Genomic DNA, 15,595 nt, shown 5'->3' with positions numbered 1-15,595 from the left:
GGAGAGCGTTTTGAAACATTTAGTATTCAACCGTCGCGCCGCGCTGCGCATTGCTGCAGCTTCCGCCATAACATTCTTGATGCGGGATTATCCGGCTCTTGCCGCCGACACCCCCCGCGACCTTCTCTGGGAGGACCTACTCCCCGAGATCGACAGTCCGTCACAATCATCAGGCATGAGCACACCTCTGCTCGACCACAGTGCTCCTCCTCCGGAACAGAGCATTACCGGCAAGGACGTTGTCCACGAGTTGGCCGGTACCAGAATCCGCATTCCCGGATACATCATTCCCCTGGATTATAACGGCGAAGGCGTGAAAGAGCTTATCCTCGTGCCCTATGTCGGCGCCTGCATTCACGTCCCGCCGCCGCCGCCGAATCAGCTGATCCTTGTCAGGATCGCGCAATCCTATAACCCGCGCGAGATGTTCGAGCCGGTCTATGTCACCGGTATCCTCGGCATTCTCGAAGAGGAAACGGACCTGGCCGAAGTAGGCTACAGCCTCGAGGCGGAGGCCATTACCCCGTATGAATAGCGAATTGCCCGAATGACCGAATTGCGTCTGGGTTATTTCACGTCCTAAACTCCCGCTTCATTCCATTTCGCCGTGGCCCGTCTCCTTCGCCATGGTATCCCCGGGAGCCACATTAGCCATGCCATCCATCGGTCAGATGCTGTCCTTCATCTATACGGATGATCTGACATCCTCCTCTGCGTTTCTCGGAGAAACCCTGGGATTTCGTCTCGCGCTCAATCAGAGCGACCGATGCCATATCTTTGAAGTGGCGCCGAACGCCTTCCTCGGCGTTTGTACAAACCGGCCGCCGGCAGACGACCCCGCCGTCACCATCTCTTTCGTGTCTGACGATGTGGACGGTTTCTACGACCGCATGAAAGCAAAGGGTGTCGTCTTCGATGCCCCGCCCGCCTATAGCGAGACCTTCAACGTCTATTCAGCCTTTTTCCGGGGTATCGGCACCTACCGTTTCGAGATCCAGGAATTCAGGGATTCCAGTTGGCCCTCCCCGGTCCGCTGAGCAGTTTTAAGTGCAGGAGCAATAATATGAGCCGCGATCTCGCGATGATGAGTGCGACCGATCTGGTCCAGGCCTATGCCGCCGGAACCATCTCGCCGGTCGAGGCAGCGAAGGCATCGCTGGATGAAATCGGCAAGCACAATGAGGCCTTCAATGCCTTTGTCCATATCGATGAGGACTCCACTTTAGCAGCGGCCAAAGCCTCCGAGGCGCGATGGAAGGCAGGCACGCCAATCGGCATCGTCGACGGTGTTCCGACAACGATCAAGGATCTGGCCGAAGTAAAAGGCTGGCCGGTCCGGCGCGGCTCCAAAACCAGCGACCCGGATTTCAGAAGTGCGACGGATGCTCCTTTCGTCGCCCGCCTGCGCGACCATGGCGCAGTCTTCACGGGCAAGACCACGACCCCGGAATATGGCTGGAAGGGCGTGACCGACAGCCCGCTTACCGGCATCACCCGCAATCCCTGGAACCGGGAGAAGACCCCGGGTGGTTCATCCGGCGGTGCGGCGGTGGCGACGGCGCTCGGCATGGGCGCGCTGAACCAGGGTACCGACGGAGGCGGCTCGATCCGTATCCCGGCGGCCTATAGCGGCATCTTCGGCCTCAAGCCGACCTTTGGCCGCGTACCGCAATATCCCGCCAGCGTGATGGGAACCGTTTCTCATGCCGGCCCGATGACGCGGACGGTCGCCGATGCCGCCCTGATGCTGACCGTCATGAGCGGTCTTCATGTGATGGATTGGTACACCGCACCCGACGACGGACGTGATTTCCGGCAACTCTCGGGCAAGTCTGTCCGGGGCATGCGTATTGCCTACAGTCCTGATCTCGGTTTTGCGAAGGTCGACCCGGAGATTGCCGAACTCGTTGCTACGGCGGCAAAGCGCATGGCCGAACTTGGCGCACATATCGAGGAAGTCGACCTCGATTATTCGTCTTCCGCGGAAACATTCAGAATCCACTGGTTTACCGGTGCCGCCAACGCTTACCGGGCCCTCAATCCGGAACAACGGAAAATGCTTGATCCCGGGTTCGCCGAAGTTTGTATGGAAGGGCTTGAGATCACACTTCCCGAGTATCAGGACGCTATCCAGGCAAGGGAAAAACTTGGTCTCGAAGTGAACCAATTGATGGACCGCTACGACCTGCTGCTCACACCGGCCATGCCGACCACAGCTTTCGATGCCGGCCTCGAGGTCCCTGAGGGATCCGGTATGCGGCGCTGGACCGAATGGACTGCCTTCACCTACCCGTTCAATCTGACCCAGCATCCGGCAGCGTCCGTCCCGTGCGGGTTCACCAGCGAGGGTCTGCCTGCCGGATTGCAGATAGTCGCGGCCAAATATCGCGAGGATAAAGTGCTGCAGGCGAGTGCAGCCTATGAGGCACTCTGCCCATTCAAAATGCCGACCCCAGATTGAAAACAGTAGCCCGTCGGCCTGTACAGATCGGGAAAAGACGCGAATACTCACTCTGGGTAGATCAAGTATCTCACCAGAGTGAGAGGTAGCGACCATGCCTGACCTGCATCCGGATCAGACGAAAACCCTCTCGGAGGGGCTCTCGAGCATTCAGGGACAGGCCGAGCGTCTGCTCGGAAAGATGTCAGACGACACATCGGCATCACAGGTTGCGGAACTTCTGCACGAACTTGCGGCTCTCCGCCTCCTGATCGATCTGCCGCAAGACGGAGATCGGCGGCGCGACCTGAGAGAGCCGCGCCGCGATATCTCCATCTTCCGGATCGACGGCAAAGATGTCGATTGCGCCATCGAGGACCTCTCCATCGGCGGCGCCTATATCATCGCGGATTGGCCGGTCAAGCCGGACACCGAGATTGAGCTGAACATTCCGGAAGCCGGAAGAGTGGCGGCACGGGTCGTCAGCAGCACCGAGAACGGCGTCCATGTTCAGTTCGATGACATCAGCGATCCGCAACTGATCGCCATCGCCAACAGCATGAGAGCGCACTACACCAAATAACAGCCGCGCATCAGAACGAGGAGCCCGGAGCGATAATCGCAAACCGGTCGGAAAGCCCTGCCAGACTGGCTTCATGCAGCGTATCGGCAGAGACGACCTTGCCGCCCGTCGGGCTTGGCAGGGCCCGGGTCGCGCAACCGTCCGAAATCACCGCGGAACTCCAGCCGAGATCCAGAGCCGCGCGCGTGGTCGAGCTGACACACATATGGGTCATGAAGCCGCCGATGATGAGCTTCTTCCGGCCCGTCGCCTCAAGCACAGCCTGAAGATTCGTGCCTGCGAAGGAGTTCGGCAGCTTCTTGTCGACAATCTCTTCACCGTCTTGCGGCGAGACCGCGTCGATGATCGCAAACCGGTCCGTCTCCGGATCGAACGCCCCGCCCGGATTGCCTTTGTGGCGGACATGCACGATCGGAGCGCCAGCCGCCCGTGCTTTCGCCAGCACTGACGCCAGCACATCCGTTGCCGGCGCCACCCCCGGTAATGCCAGCACACCGCTGACATATTCGTTCTGCGCATCGATCAGCAACAGAACGGATTCCCCCAGGGCCGGCGGCGTGTTGGGCACGCCGGCCATCTGGAGAAGTGTTTTCGGCGTATCGCTCATTTTTGTTTCCTCCTGGATGCGCTCTACGGCGCTTTAAGCGGCAAGTGGCCCCATGCCGCGGCGCAGGGCCTTGCCTGGACGAGCGCCTGTATGAGCACCCGCCCCCCAGACCATGCGGCCGTTCACGAAGACGCTCTCGATGCCGCCGGACGGCGCGGTCGGATTGTCGAAATCGGCCCGGTCGATCACCGTCTTCTCATCGAACACACAGATATCGGCGAAGTTGCCTTCAGCGATCCGTCCCCGCCCCTTCAGGCCGAATTTATCGGCGGAGAGCCCGGTCATACGGCGCACCGCCTCTTCCAACGAGAACAGCTCAAGATCGCGGCAGTAATGGCCCAGCACTCGCGGGAACGTGCCCCAGAGCCGGGGATGCGGGAACTCGTCATGCGGCAACCCGTCGGAGCCGATCATCGCGTGTTCGAACTTGAGGATGCGCTGCACATCCTCCTCGCTCATGCTGAAATATATCGCGCCGGCCGGCTGCAGCATCTCGGCCGCCTCGAACAGGTTGCAACCGAATTCCTTGGCAATATCATCCAGCATGCGCCCGGCCAGATCCGGGCGTGCCTTCGACCAGGTGATTTTCACCTTCTCGGCAAGGGCGATGGCATCGGCCTTCAACACGGTCGAAGATGCCGCATATGGATAGACATCGAGGCCGATATCCTGGTGATGCATGTGCTTCTCGATGCAGGCCAGGGTTTCGCAGCTACGGCCGAAATTGTGTTTTCCCTGCACCTTGTGATGCGAGACGATCACCGGCACACCCGCCTCGCGGCCGATGGTGAAGGTCTCGTCCAGAGACTCCATGACCCCGTCCGATTCGTTCCGCATATGCGTCACGTAACGGGCACCAAAGGCCTTCAGGCTGCGGGACAGCTCGATCACTTCTTCGGTCGGCGCCTTATGGGACGGCGCATAAAAAAGCCCTGTGGAGAATCCGACGGCACCGGATTCCAACCCTTCTTCCAGCAACCCGCGCATGGATTTGATCTCTTCGCCGGTCGCCCCGCGATCAAGACGATCCATGGTGCCAACCCGAAGCGTCGAATGGCCGACCAGAAAGGCCGCGTTCACCGAAGCGGGCGCCTGCTCGACGGCGCGCAGGAAGGAATCGAAAGTAGCGAATTTGTACCAGTCGGCGTCCCCGATGAGATCAAGTGGCGGCGGCGGCACATCGGTCACCAACGGCGCCAGACTGATACCGCAATTGCCGACGACTACGGTGGTCACGCCCTGGCTGACCTTCATATCGAAGTCGGGCTCGCACAGCAGCATGCGGTCGTCATGGGTATGAACGTCAATGAAGCCCGGCGCGACGATGCGGTTGCTGACATCGATCCGGCGGCCGGCTTCTGATTCGGACAGGTCGCCGATGGCGGCAATCTGCTCGTCCCGAATACCAACATCCGCGCGCCGTCTCGGCGCTCCGGTTCCGTCGACTATATCCCCGCCTTCCAGAACAATGTCGAACCCTGCCTCAGCCATTACCCGATCCCCTCGGTCTAGATATCCCAGGCTAGATCGGACTGCGGAGAGGCGGGGCAAGTCAATGGCCGCGACGGAACTTGTGCCGAAGCCCGTCAGCACAAGTAGGACAAGCCTTGAGATTGGGGAAAGTCACGGCGTAGGCTCTGGGTCCCTCTCGAATAGGATCACGACATGACTTCCAGCACGAACCGCCACGCGGATTACATCATCATTGGCGCCGGCATGGCGGGCGCATCCTGCGCGTACTATCTTGCGCTGCATGGATCCGTCCTGCTGCTGGAGCGGGAAAGCCAGCCTGGCTATCACACGACCGGTCGCTCTGCTGCCCTTTACATCGAGAGCTATGGCAATGCCGCGATCCGGGCATTGAACCGTGCCGGTAAGCCGTTCTTTCTGAACCCGCCGGAAGGGTTCGCCGCAGATCCGATTCTGACACCGCGCGGCTCCCTGGTTTTGGCCGAGGCGGACCAGCTCGATGCGCTCGGCGCCATGCACGAGGAGCTCGCGGCGAACGCGGACGGTACGGAGATCGTCGAAGGTGCCCGCCTGCTCGAACTGTTCCCCGCTATAGACCCGGCGAAAGTCGTGCGTGGTCTCTATGATCCCAGCGATATGGACATGGATGTCCACGCCCTGCACTGGGGCTTCATCCGCGGCATGCGCGCGAGCGGCGGAGAGATCGTGACAGACGCCGAAATCCAGGGGCTGTCTCGAACCGCAGACGGCTGGACCGTCGAGACGCGGGCTGGAACCTTCACTGCCCCTGTCGTCATCAATGCCGCCGGCGCCTGGGCCGACGAGGTTGGCAAGATGGCCGGCGCCAAGCCGATCGGGCTCATACCGAAGCGGCGCACTGCCTTCACCTTCGATCCGCCGGAAGGAATCAATCCCGATATTCTGCCTGCGGTCGTGAACGTGAACGAGGACTGGTACATCAAGCCGGAAGGCGGACGCTTCCTCGGATCGCCCGCCGACGAGACCCCCTCCATGCCGACAGACGCCCAGCCCGAGGATCTCGACCTCGCCATCGCTGTCGACCGGATCGAGAATGCCACCACCCTGAAGGTCGGACGTTTCCATAGCCGCTGGGCCGGACTGCGCTCCTTTGTCGGAGACAAATCTCCCGTCGTGGGCTTTGAGCCAGGCTTGCAAGGCTTTTTCTGGCTCGCAGGGCAAGGCGGTTACGGCATTCAGACATCAGCCGCCATGGGAATGACATCTGCTGCCCTGGCGCAGGGCAAGGCCCTGCCCGATCAGGTCGCGGCCGAGGGTCTCTCTGCCGCAGATCTCGCTCCGGACCGTTCTTCACTCGCGGATGCTGTATACTTCTCCGGCGGGGAATCCTGAACGGAAAAATATTCCCACTGAACAGGAGTAAAGAGACTAGGCTTTCCCTGAGCGACACATAAGGGCGACCGATATGTGCAAATCGTTCCCGGTCCCCTTTTGTGCTTTTGACAAGATGCCATATGACGCTTAGTAACCGCGCTCAACTTGGATTTTGAACGGAACACCCGGCCCGATGGATCATCTCGACGCGCTGGAAGCGCAGAGTGTCTACATTCTGCGCGAAGCCTTTAACAAGTTCGACCGCATGGGCATGCTCTGGTCCCTCGGAAAGGATTCGAACGTCATGGTTTGGCTCGCCCGCAAGGCGTTCCTGGGTCATGTACCGTTCCCGTTGATGTTCTGCGACACCGGAAAGAAATTTCCGGAGATGTATGACTTCCAGAAAAAGTATTCCGCCGAATGGGGCGTGAACCTGATCGTCCGGGACTGCCCGCCGATCGAAGAGATTGATCCGACGCTCCCGCCGGCCACCCGCTCCGCCGCCCGCAAGACCGAGGCGCTGAAGCGCCTGATCGCCGAGCAGGACATGCAGGCCGTGGTCGCCGGCATCCGTCGGGACGAGGAAGCCACCCGCGCCAAGGAACGCGTCTTCAGCCCCCGCGGCGAGAATGCCGAATGGGATTTCCGCGACCAGCCACCGGAATTCTGGGACCAGTTCAAGACCGATTTCGCGCCTGGCACCCACATCCGGATTCACCCGATCCTGCATTGGACCGAACTCGATATCTGGCGCTATATCCAGCGCGAGGGCATTCCGATCGTCGACCTGTATTTCTCGAAGAACGGCAAGCGATACCGCTCCCTCGGCGATCAGGACATCACCAATCCCATCGAGAGCGAGGCCGGCACGATCGAAGAGATCATCGCCGAGCTTGAAGGAACCACCATCGCCGAACGCAGCGGCCGCGCCATGGACCACGAGGCGGAAGACGCCTTCGAACGGCTCCGTACCGCAGGCTATATGTAAGTCCCATTGCCGCACTTGATCGGTCAAGAGTTTCAAAATGCACGTTTCCTCTGAAATCCCTCCCCTCAAGCTCGTCGTCGTCGGCCATGTCGATCACGGCAAGTCGACCCTGATCGGCCGCCTGCTGCACGAGACCAACTCACTGCCGGACGGCAAGGCCGAAGCCGTCATCGCCATGTCCGAACGGCGCGGAATGCCGGTCGAATGGGCCTTCGTCCTCGACGCACTACAGGCGGAGCGTGACCAGGGCATTACCATCGACACGACGCAGATCTTCTTCAACACGGAGAAGCGCAACTACGTCATCATCGATGCGCCGGGCCACAAGGAATTCCTGAAGAACATGGTGTCCGGCGCGGCTTTGTCCGATGCCGCAGTGCTGGTGATCGATGCCAAGGACGGCATGCAGGAGCAATCCCGGCGACACGGCTATATCCTGCACCTGCTGGGCGTTCGGCAGGTTGCTGTCGTTATCAACAAGATGGACCTGGCAGATTATCGCGAGGAGCGCTTCCAGGAACTGACGACCGAAATCCGCAACTACCTGTCGGAACTCGGCCTCGAAGCCTCCGCCATCATTCCGGTCTCCGCCCGCGAGGGACAGGGGCTTATCAGCGCGCCGGACCGGATGCCTTGGTACCAAGGCCCTTCTCTCGTCCAGGTACTGGACGCTTTCACGCCCCCGGTTCTGCCGACGGAGCGACCGCTGCGCCTCCCGGTACAGGACGTCTACAAGTTCGACGAACGCCGGATCATTGCCGGCCGGATAGAGAGCGGCCGCATTCGCACCGGCGATACGATCCTGATCTCCCCGTCCAACAAGAAAGTGACGGTCAAGAGCATCGAGAGTTGGAATACCAATGCGCCGGCCCTCAGCGCCTCCGCTGGCCAGTCCGTCGGCATCACGTTGAGCGAGCAGCTTTTCATCGAGCGCGGCCAGATGATCAGCCACGAGGCAAATGCGCCGGTCGAGACCAATGTTTTTCGGGCCCGGATTTTCTGGCTGGGCCGCAAACCTCTGGAAGTCGGCAAGCGCTACAAACTGAAGCTCGCCAACAATGAGCAGACCGTCGAGGTGCAGTCGATCGAGACAGTGATCGATGTCGAGAATCTGACGACCCACTCGGGCGACACCCTGGAGCGCAACGCAATCGGCGAAGTAACACTCCGCGCCCGCGCCATGCTGGCTCTCGACGAGTTCTCCGACAACCCCAAAACCGGCCGCTTCGTCCTGGTGGACGAGTACGACACGGTCGGCGGCGGCACCATTTTCATGGAAGGCTATCCCGACCAACGCAGCCGCACCGATGTCCGGTCGACCAACATTACGGCGGTCGAGCACCGGGTGACCCCGGAACTGCGCGCCCATGCCAACGGGCACGAGGGTGGCGTTCTCTGGCTGACCGGCCTGTCGGGCGCCGGTAAATCGACCATCGCCATCGAGCTGGAACAGCAGCTTTTCGCCAAGGGGTATCAGGTCTATGTGCTGGACGGGGACAATGTCCGTTTCGGCCTGTCCTCCGATCTCGGCTTCGCACCGGAAGACCGGGTGGAAAACATCCGCCGCGTCGGCGAAGTCGCCAAGCTCTTCGCCAGCGCTGGCGTGCTGGTCATTACGGCCTTTATCTCACCCTACCGCGCTGACCGCGACCGGGCCCGCTCCATCGCACCGGACCTGTTCCACGAAGTTTATGTCGCGGCTGATGTCGCCACATGCGAAGGGCGCGATCCGAAAGGTCTCTACAAGAAAGCCCGGGCCGGCGAGATCAAGGAATTCACCGGTGTTTCGGCCCCGTATGAGGAACCGGTAACGCCGGAGGTAACGGTCGACACAGCGGACCGTACGGCGAATGAGTCCGTCGCCGAACTGATGGCCTATGTGGAAGAGAACTTCAGCCTGGTTAAGCGGAACGGTGACGGCCGCTAGAGATGCCTGCCTCGCTCCAGGATCTCCAGCATGTACTCCCGATAGGTCATGCCAAGTTCCTTCGCCCGTTTCAGCCGACGCTGCAAAATCAGGCGATCCGCCGGCGGCTCCCAAGCCTTGGCGATGGCTTTGCGCCAGACAAGACGGTTATAGGCCACGCTCAAAGGCGGTCCCATATTGTGCCCAATGCCAATGGGAACTCGCTTGCGCAGGCCGACCAGCGCGGAAACCTTTTTCCGTTCAATGCGATTCATCTAGGCGTGATCCGATAGGCGCAACGACGTGCGCCGGCAAGAATATGATCGGTCCGCTCTACCATGCAATCCGGTCCGAGAACATCCTGAAAAAGCTCCAGTTCAGCCCGGCAAATTCCCTGGCATTCGGCCGCCGCCGCACATATCGGGCAATGGTTCTCGATCAGCAGGAACGAGCCGTCGTCCACCTCTGACCAATCGGCCATATAGCCTTCCCGCTCCCGCATCGCGGTCAGCCGCTCGAGCCGGTCCTTGAAGCTATCGGCTTTCCCTATGTCGGCCTTGTAGGCGTTCAGGGTTTCAACCCTGCGCTTGTCGATCAAACGGTCAAGCCCAGCGTCCCCGAACAGCTCCCGGACGGACTGCAATAGCTCGACGGTGAGCTGGGCATGATTGTCCGGAAACCGAGCGTGGCCGCTCTCGGTCAGCATCCAATAGCGGCGTGGCCGGCCACGGCCCTGGCGCCGGTCCTCGGGTTCAACGAGACCGGCATCGGCGAGTTTCGCCAGATGCTGACGCGCAGCTTCCCCGGTCATCGAGAAATGCGCGCCGAGTTCACCGATGGTCTGCGGACCCCGGGTTTTCAGCTGGAACAGAATGCGGTCGGCGGCACGGTCATTCATAGCGATTTTCCAAGACGTTACCTGTCTTTATCAAGAAAACGCTTGGCTTGGAAAGCCGGGATGGAGAAACCACCTCAATCGATCAGCTTCTCAAGGCTTTCCAGACGATCTGCCTCTTCCGCCGGTTTGTCCCAGCGAATGCGGTGAAAACGCGGACAGCGCATGGCAACGCCGCTCTTGTGTCGCGATGACCGGTGCACACTGTCGAACGCCACCTCGACGACCAGCGACTGCGTCACCTCCCGAACAGGCCCGAACCGGTTGGCTGTATTGTCGCGCACCCATTTATCAAGCTTCTTCAGCTCCTCATCCGTAAAGCCGGAACAGGCCTTGCCGACCGGCACAAGCTCCGCCCCCTCCTCCCCGTCCCGCCAGGCACCGACGGTATAGTCGGAATAAAAGGACGAGCGCCGCCCCTGCCCGCGCTGGACATACATGACGACCGCATCTGCAGTCAGCGCATCCCGTTTCCATTTGAACCATGGCCCTGCCGGTCGCCCTGCCTGATAGACGCTGTGGCGATGTTTCAGCATCAGACCCTCGCTCTGCGCGCTCCGGCTCCCGGCCCTGAGCGCCTCAAGCGCTTCCACGCTGTCGAAGGGGATCAACTCCGAGAGATCCGTGCGCTCTGGCTGTTCACGCCCCCAGAAAGCTTCCAGACGAGCCCGCCGCGCCTCAAAGCCGAGGCCGCGCAAGTCTTCGGTGCCGTCGAACAGGATATCGTAGAGCCGGATATGGGCCGGGTGCTGCTGCAGCATCTTTGCCGTCGTCCGCTTCCGGTTGAGCCGCTGCCGCAGATCGTCGAACGGCGCGACTTCCCCTTCCCGAACCACCAACAATTCGCCATCCAGCACGCCTTCGAAGGTCATGAAGTCAACAATGTCAGGAAAGGCAGCAGAAATATCGTCACCGGTCCGGGAATAGAGCCGCCGCTCGCTACCTCGGGCGGCAAGCTGGACCCTAAGCCCATCCCATTTCCATTCCGCCGCATAGTCCGCCAGTGGCAGCTTCACCAGCTCCATGTCATCGAGCGAGTTGGCCAGCATCAGGGGGCGGAAGACGGCACGGTTGCTCATATCCGGGCGCGGTGCCCGGCCCTCCAGCCAGGCGAACAGCGGCTCATAGGGCGCCTCCAGCCCGTGCCAAATCTCTTCGATTTCGTCCACTGAAGTCTCGAAAGCATCCCCAAGTGCCGCCTTGGCGAGCCGAGCTGAAACACCGACTTTCAGGCTTCCTGTCACCAGCTTCAGCAACGCCCAGCGACCGGTCGCATCCAGCGTATCCAGCCAGCCTGCCAGCTGCTCACCCGCCTCGGGTGCCTTGAGCCCCGCAAGCTGTTCCGGAAGTTCGCCAAGCCGGGGCGGCGCCGCATTCGTCGCTCGTTCAGGCCAGATCAGGGCGACCGTTTCAGCCAGGTCACCGACAAAATCATGAGACCAGCGGAATAGATCCGGGTCGACGCGCTGCATGACCAGTTGCCGGATCAGGGCCGGTTTGGCGTTTTTCAGATCCAGAGCACCGGTCAGGAGCGCAAGCGCTATGCCCCGGTCAGGGTCCGGCGCATGAATGAAATAGTCAGCCATCAGCTTCAGCTTGGTGATCTTTTGCGGCGCGTAGAGCAACCGATCGAGGAGGTGGGCAAACTGCTCCATCAGGCCTCTTCCTCATACCCGATGAGCCGCAGAGCTTGCGCCTCCATGCCTTTCAGCCGGGCGGCATGAACCAGTGCCTCTTCCCGACCGTGCGTGACCCAGACCTCCGGTGCTCCGACATCGTCCAATGTGGTCAGCAACTCGTCCCAGTCTGCATGATCGGAAATCACCAGCGGCAATTCCACACCGCCGTACTTCGCCCGCTGCTTCACCCGCATCCAACCCGACGCCATGCAGATCACCGGATCCGGCAGAGGACGAGCCCAGCTATCCGAAATCGACGGTGGCGGAGCCAGCACGATCTCGCCTTCGAGGCCCGCTCGCGGAAGGCCCTTCTCATCCGCCGTCGCCGGCAGGAGTTCGCCGAGATCCACCCCATACGCCTGATACAACTTACAAAGCGGTAGCAGACTATCGTGTAGATAAAGCGGCCGGTCATAACCTGCCGCCCTGATCAGGGATATCAGGCGCTGCGCCTTGCCGAGGGAATAGGTCCCGATCACATGGCAGCGCTCCGGGAAAAGCTCCCTGGAATGCATCAATGTCGCGATTTCACGTGTGTCATCGGGGTGTCGGAACACCGGTAAGCCAAACGTCGCCTCGGTGATGAAAACATCGCAAGGTACCGGCTCGAAAGCGATGCATGTCCTGTCCGGGCGGCGTTTGTAGTCACCGGAGACGACGACCCGTTCGCCTTTGTATTCCACCACGACCTGGGCGCTGCCGAGCACATGCCCTGCCGGAGCAAGCCAGACCGTCACGCCAGTGATGTTGATCTTCTCGCCGAAGCGAAGCGTCTGACTGATCTTGAACGGCGTCTTGCCATAGCGGACCCGCATGATGTCCAGCGTCTCGGCTGTCGCCGCAACGGCGCCGTGCCCCCGGCGGGCGTGGTCTGCATGCCCGTGGGTGATCACCGCACGATCGACTATGCGGGTCGGATCGACATAAAAACCGCCCGGCTCGACAAACAGACCTTCCGGCCTGACCTTGATCCAGCTTGCCCTGCGCGCGGCTTTGGCCATCCCTACTCGATATTGTCCGTTCGTGCCTGCTTACCGAGATAACCGCCGTGATGGCGCAGTCCATATTCGTGCCGGGAAACGCCCTTGCGCTCCATCAGCACCAGCGCCAGCGCATCGCTGACAGCAGACATGACGGACATGCTGGCGGATGGCGTCAGCCCGAGAGGACAAGGCTCTTTAATGACGCCCATATCGATGATTACGTCCGACAAATCGCGCAGGCCACTGTCAGGATGCGACGTGATGCCTATGACCTTGCCCGCATTGACGTGGCGGCTGAGCTCAATGAATTCCAGCACTTCCCGGGTCTTTCCGCTAGTCGAGAAGGCGACGATGCAATCTCCCGGCGCGACCATACCGAGATCCCCGTGAGCCGCCTCACTCGGATGAATGAAGAAGGCAGGCGATGCAGTCGAGCTCAGGATCGCCGCGAATTTATGTGCGATGAACCCGGCCTTTCCCATGCCGGTCGTGATGATCTTGCCGGATGTGCCCTGGAGAATATCCAGCGCCTTCTCGTAGCTTTCATCGACCTTGATCGCATTGATGGCCGCGGCTTCCGCGTCCAGGATCATCTTGATGCGGGAGGTGATGTCGGAACTGTTCAAGGGAGCCTCGAATCTCGGGTTTTCCAGATGCCGAAACTTACCCGACCCGCCGGTCAGACTCCAGCGTCACGACTCCTCGATTACAGCATCAATAAACCCTGAGCCAATTCATTGATCGCGGATCAGCATCAAATCAATGCTGCATTGCACCATTTTCATTTCGTACTCGAATAACGACATTGTATGTATGGAATCTAAATACTGTCGTCCGAACTGGAGCAGCACATGATCAATGAAAACACCAAACGTCCCCGGGTGTATTTTTCGGAAACCCAGCGCAAATGGTCCACTTTGCAGGCTGAAGCCGCATTGGAAATGATCGACGGACTGGCGCGCCACAACGATGAAACCGACATGTTCGGTGAAACCGCATCGGCGGCACAGAAAGCCGCCTGATACTTCGCACTTGCGAAATAGAAAGCCGGATGAGATCGAAACTCGACTCATCCGGCTTTTTTATTGTCCCGGTTCAGCCCCGGGGTTGGATACCCGGGAATCAGGGCATACTCTTCACGGGCTCCGTCCGGAGCCTGTTTCCAGTATTCGAAGAGGCCAGCCATGTCTGAACCCGTTGTCCTGCTCTCCAAAGATGCGCGTGGCGTCGCCACTGTCACCATCAACCGGCCGGAGGTAAACAACGCCTATAACGGCGATGTCATCCAGGGGCTTATCGATGCTTTCGGCGACTGCGCCGCGGACGATGCCGTTCGTGTTGTCGTCCTCCGGGGCAACGGTAAGCATTTCCAGGCCGGTGCCGACCTGAAGTGGCTGAATGCCGTAGGGACACTCTCGCCGGAAGAAAATGTCGAAGTATCTCGCCGCACCGCTTCGGCCGTCTGCGGCCTTAACGACTTTCCCAAGCCGACCGTCGCACTGGTACATGGTGGCTGTTTCGGTGGTGGCGTCGGTATCGTGGCCGCCTGCGATGTTGTCATTGCCAGCGAGGATGCAATTTTCGCCATTACCGAGGCTCGGTGGGGTGTGATGGCCGGGATTATCGTGCCTCACCTGAACGCCGCCATGGGTCCGCGCAATGTCCGCCGCTACGCCCTCACCTGCGAGCGTTTCAAGGCGGCAAAAGCGGCTGAAATGGGTTTGGTGCATGAAGTCTGTGCTACCGGGACACTGGACGAAGCCGCCGCCCCGGTGATCGACCAGTTGCTGCTCTCCGCACCGGATGCCATGGCACAAACCAAGCAGGTCATCCTGGAACACGCCAACATCACGCTCGCCGACGCCTATTTCGAGAAATTGGTCGCGCAGCATGCTGCGAAACGGCAATCGGATGAAGCCGCCGAGGGGTTGAAAAGCTTCGCGGAGAAACGTCAGCCATCCTGGTATCCAGGCGCAGCCTGAAAACCGCATTCAAATCCCGGCAGGGCCCACTGCCTTGCCGGGAGTCATTCAGGCAATGCATTTTTATCTACTTGATAATTTAGTCTTTTTTTTATCGTGGGTATTCGCGTATGCTGCCTTATTGTCGTACCAACGTACGCACAGGCCAATCGCAACTGTACAGATCGAGGAATACATGCGGACATTCCCTATCTCCCGCGCAGTATCCGCTGCCAGCGATCGAATTGCCGTAACGGTAAAATGGCCGCTTCCGGAGTGAGCGACAGCTCCTCAAACAGGACGGAGCCCCTGTCCTGGCACGTGGATATAGACAGACGATTACTGTTTATCGATCTGTCCTCAGGTTTCACGGATTACAATCTCACAAAGCATGTTCCCATGATCTGGAAAGAAAATCCGGACATCATCTGGTTCAACGTGGTCGTCGATCAGCATCGTAATGACGCAACAAACAACTGGAGCTGGAACGGCCTGCTCACAGTTGCGCAGGAGTGGCACGCCTATGCGAAGGGCAGAAACTCAGGAAAGCATGTTGCCATCGTCACTGAGAATTACTGGATCACACAGCTTGTGAACAAAGCGTTGGGCCAGATCTTTCCGGGCAGTACGTTCAAGTGCTTCAAGGATCATGCAGAGGCGACGGCATGGGCCGAGGCCGGCCCTCGCCCGGAAATACAATAGCCGCTTGCTGTAATCCCGATCAGCAACC

The 15,595-nt window shown here is 60.1% G+C and carries 17 protein-coding genes; 10 read left to right on the top strand and 7 right to left on the bottom strand.

Annotated features, from left to right (window positions below; translation table 11 throughout):
• Positions 1–10 precede the first annotated feature (10 nt).
• The 4 genes from IG629_RS03900 (at position 11) to IG629_RS03885 (ending at position 3,023) form a co-directional block, all read left to right on the top strand.
• Entirely contained in the window at positions 11–535 is a 525-nt protein-coding gene (locus IG629_RS03900) for a DUF3299 domain-containing protein (RefSeq protein WP_193170672.1), read from the top strand.
• Positions 536–653: 118 nt separating this feature from the next.
• Positions 654–1,037 carry a VOC family protein gene (locus tag IG629_RS03895; RefSeq protein WP_028464959.1) on the top strand — a complete coding sequence of 128 codons (384 nt, stop codon included), beginning with the start codon at positions 654–656 and terminating at the stop codon, positions 1,035–1,037.
• 26 nt (positions 1,038–1,063) lie between these two features.
• Complete coding sequence (locus IG629_RS03890; RefSeq protein WP_193170671.1) at positions 1,064–2,461, top strand: amidase; 1,398 nt, start codon at positions 1,064–1,066, stop codon at positions 2,459–2,461.
• Positions 2,462–2,555: 94 nt separating this feature from the next.
• A complete protein-coding gene (locus IG629_RS03885) occupies positions 2,556–3,023 on the top strand; it encodes a PilZ domain-containing protein (protein WP_193170670.1) in 468 nt (155 codons plus the stop codon).
• A gap of 10 nt (positions 3,024–3,033) precedes the next feature.
• Here the strand turns inward: IG629_RS03885 and IG629_RS03880 are convergent, their stop codons facing one another.
• A complete protein-coding gene (locus IG629_RS03880) occupies positions 3,034–3,630 on the bottom strand; it encodes a cysteine hydrolase family protein (RefSeq protein ID WP_193170669.1) in 597 nt (198 codons plus the stop codon).
• 33 nt (positions 3,631–3,663) lie between these two features.
• A complete protein-coding gene (locus tag IG629_RS03875; protein WP_193170668.1) occupies positions 3,664–5,121 on the bottom strand; it encodes an N-acyl-D-amino-acid deacylase family protein in 1,458 nt (485 codons plus the stop codon).
• Positions 5,122–5,295: 174 nt separating this feature from the next.
• On the opposite strand from IG629_RS03875, the gene IG629_RS03870 reads away from it, so the two are divergent.
• The 3 genes from IG629_RS03870 (at position 5,296) to cysC (ending at position 9,368) form a co-directional block, all read left to right on the top strand.
• Positions 5,296–6,471 (top strand): NAD(P)/FAD-dependent oxidoreductase, encoded by a 1,176-nt coding sequence (locus tag IG629_RS03870; protein WP_193170667.1) that lies wholly within the window; start codon positions 5,296–5,298, stop codon positions 6,469–6,471.
• A gap of 175 nt (positions 6,472–6,646) precedes the next feature.
• A complete protein-coding gene (gene cysD / locus IG629_RS03865; RefSeq protein WP_193170666.1) occupies positions 6,647–7,441 on the top strand; it encodes a sulfate adenylyltransferase subunit CysD in 795 nt (264 codons plus the stop codon).
• 37 nt (positions 7,442–7,478) lie between these two features.
• Positions 7,479–9,368 (top strand): adenylyl-sulfate kinase, encoded by a 1,890-nt coding sequence (cysC, locus tag IG629_RS03860; RefSeq protein WP_193170665.1) that lies wholly within the window; start codon positions 7,479–7,481, stop codon positions 9,366–9,368.
• Here cysC and IG629_RS03855 read toward each other — a convergent pair.
• From IG629_RS03855 to IG629_RS03835, 5 genes are all read right to left on the bottom strand, one after another.
• Positions 9,365–9,622 carry a hypothetical protein gene (locus IG629_RS03855; protein WP_051284469.1) on the bottom strand — a complete coding sequence of 86 codons (258 nt, stop codon included), beginning with the start codon at positions 9,620–9,622 and terminating at the stop codon, positions 9,365–9,367. The genes cysC and IG629_RS03855 overlap by 4 nt on opposite strands.
• Positions 9,619–10,245 carry a helix-turn-helix transcriptional regulator gene (locus IG629_RS03850; RefSeq protein WP_193170664.1) on the bottom strand — a complete coding sequence of 209 codons (627 nt, stop codon included), beginning with the start codon at positions 10,243–10,245 and terminating at the stop codon, positions 9,619–9,621. Before IG629_RS03850 ends, IG629_RS03855 begins: the two co-directional genes overlap by 4 nt.
• Positions 10,246–10,319: 74 nt before the next feature.
• Entirely contained in the window at positions 10,320–11,897 is a 1,578-nt protein-coding gene (locus IG629_RS03845) for a cisplatin damage response ATP-dependent DNA ligase (protein WP_193170663.1), read from the bottom strand.
• Positions 11,897–12,922: a ligase-associated DNA damage response exonuclease gene (locus IG629_RS03840; protein ID WP_193170662.1), complete on the bottom strand. Its 1,026-nt coding sequence runs from the start codon at positions 12,920–12,922 to the stop codon at positions 11,897–11,899. The genes IG629_RS03845 and IG629_RS03840 overlap by 1 nt, the downstream gene beginning before the upstream one ends.
• Before the next feature lie 2 nt (positions 12,923–12,924).
• A complete protein-coding gene (locus IG629_RS03835; RefSeq protein WP_226886426.1) occupies positions 12,925–13,530 on the bottom strand; it encodes an SIS domain-containing protein in 606 nt (201 codons plus the stop codon).
• A gap of 225 nt (positions 13,531–13,755) precedes the next feature.
• On the opposite strand from IG629_RS03835, the gene IG629_RS03830 reads away from it, so the two are divergent.
• The 3 genes from IG629_RS03830 (at position 13,756) to IG629_RS03820 (ending at position 15,567) form a co-directional block, all read left to right on the top strand.
• Positions 13,756–13,926, top strand: a complete 171-nt coding sequence (locus tag IG629_RS03830) for a hypothetical protein (protein WP_193170661.1) — start codon at positions 13,756–13,758, stop codon at positions 13,924–13,926.
• 162 nt (positions 13,927–14,088) lie between these two features.
• A complete protein-coding gene (locus IG629_RS03825) occupies positions 14,089–14,886 on the top strand; it encodes an enoyl-CoA hydratase-related protein (RefSeq protein ID WP_193170660.1) in 798 nt (265 codons plus the stop codon).
• A 300-nt stretch (positions 14,887–15,186) separates the two neighbouring features.
• On the top strand, positions 15,187–15,567 hold the full coding sequence (locus tag IG629_RS03820; RefSeq protein WP_193170659.1) for a hypothetical protein: 381 nt from the start codon (positions 15,187–15,189) through the stop codon (positions 15,565–15,567).
• Positions 15,568–15,595 lie beyond the last annotated feature (28 nt).

The organism is Nisaea nitritireducens (genome assembly GCF_014904795.1).
Classification (GTDB): Bacteria; Pseudomonadota; Alphaproteobacteria; order Thalassobaculales; family Thalassobaculaceae; genus Nisaea; species Nisaea nitritireducens.
Note: the sequence above shows the minus strand (reverse complement) of the source record. Positions and strands in the feature narration are given on the sequence as shown.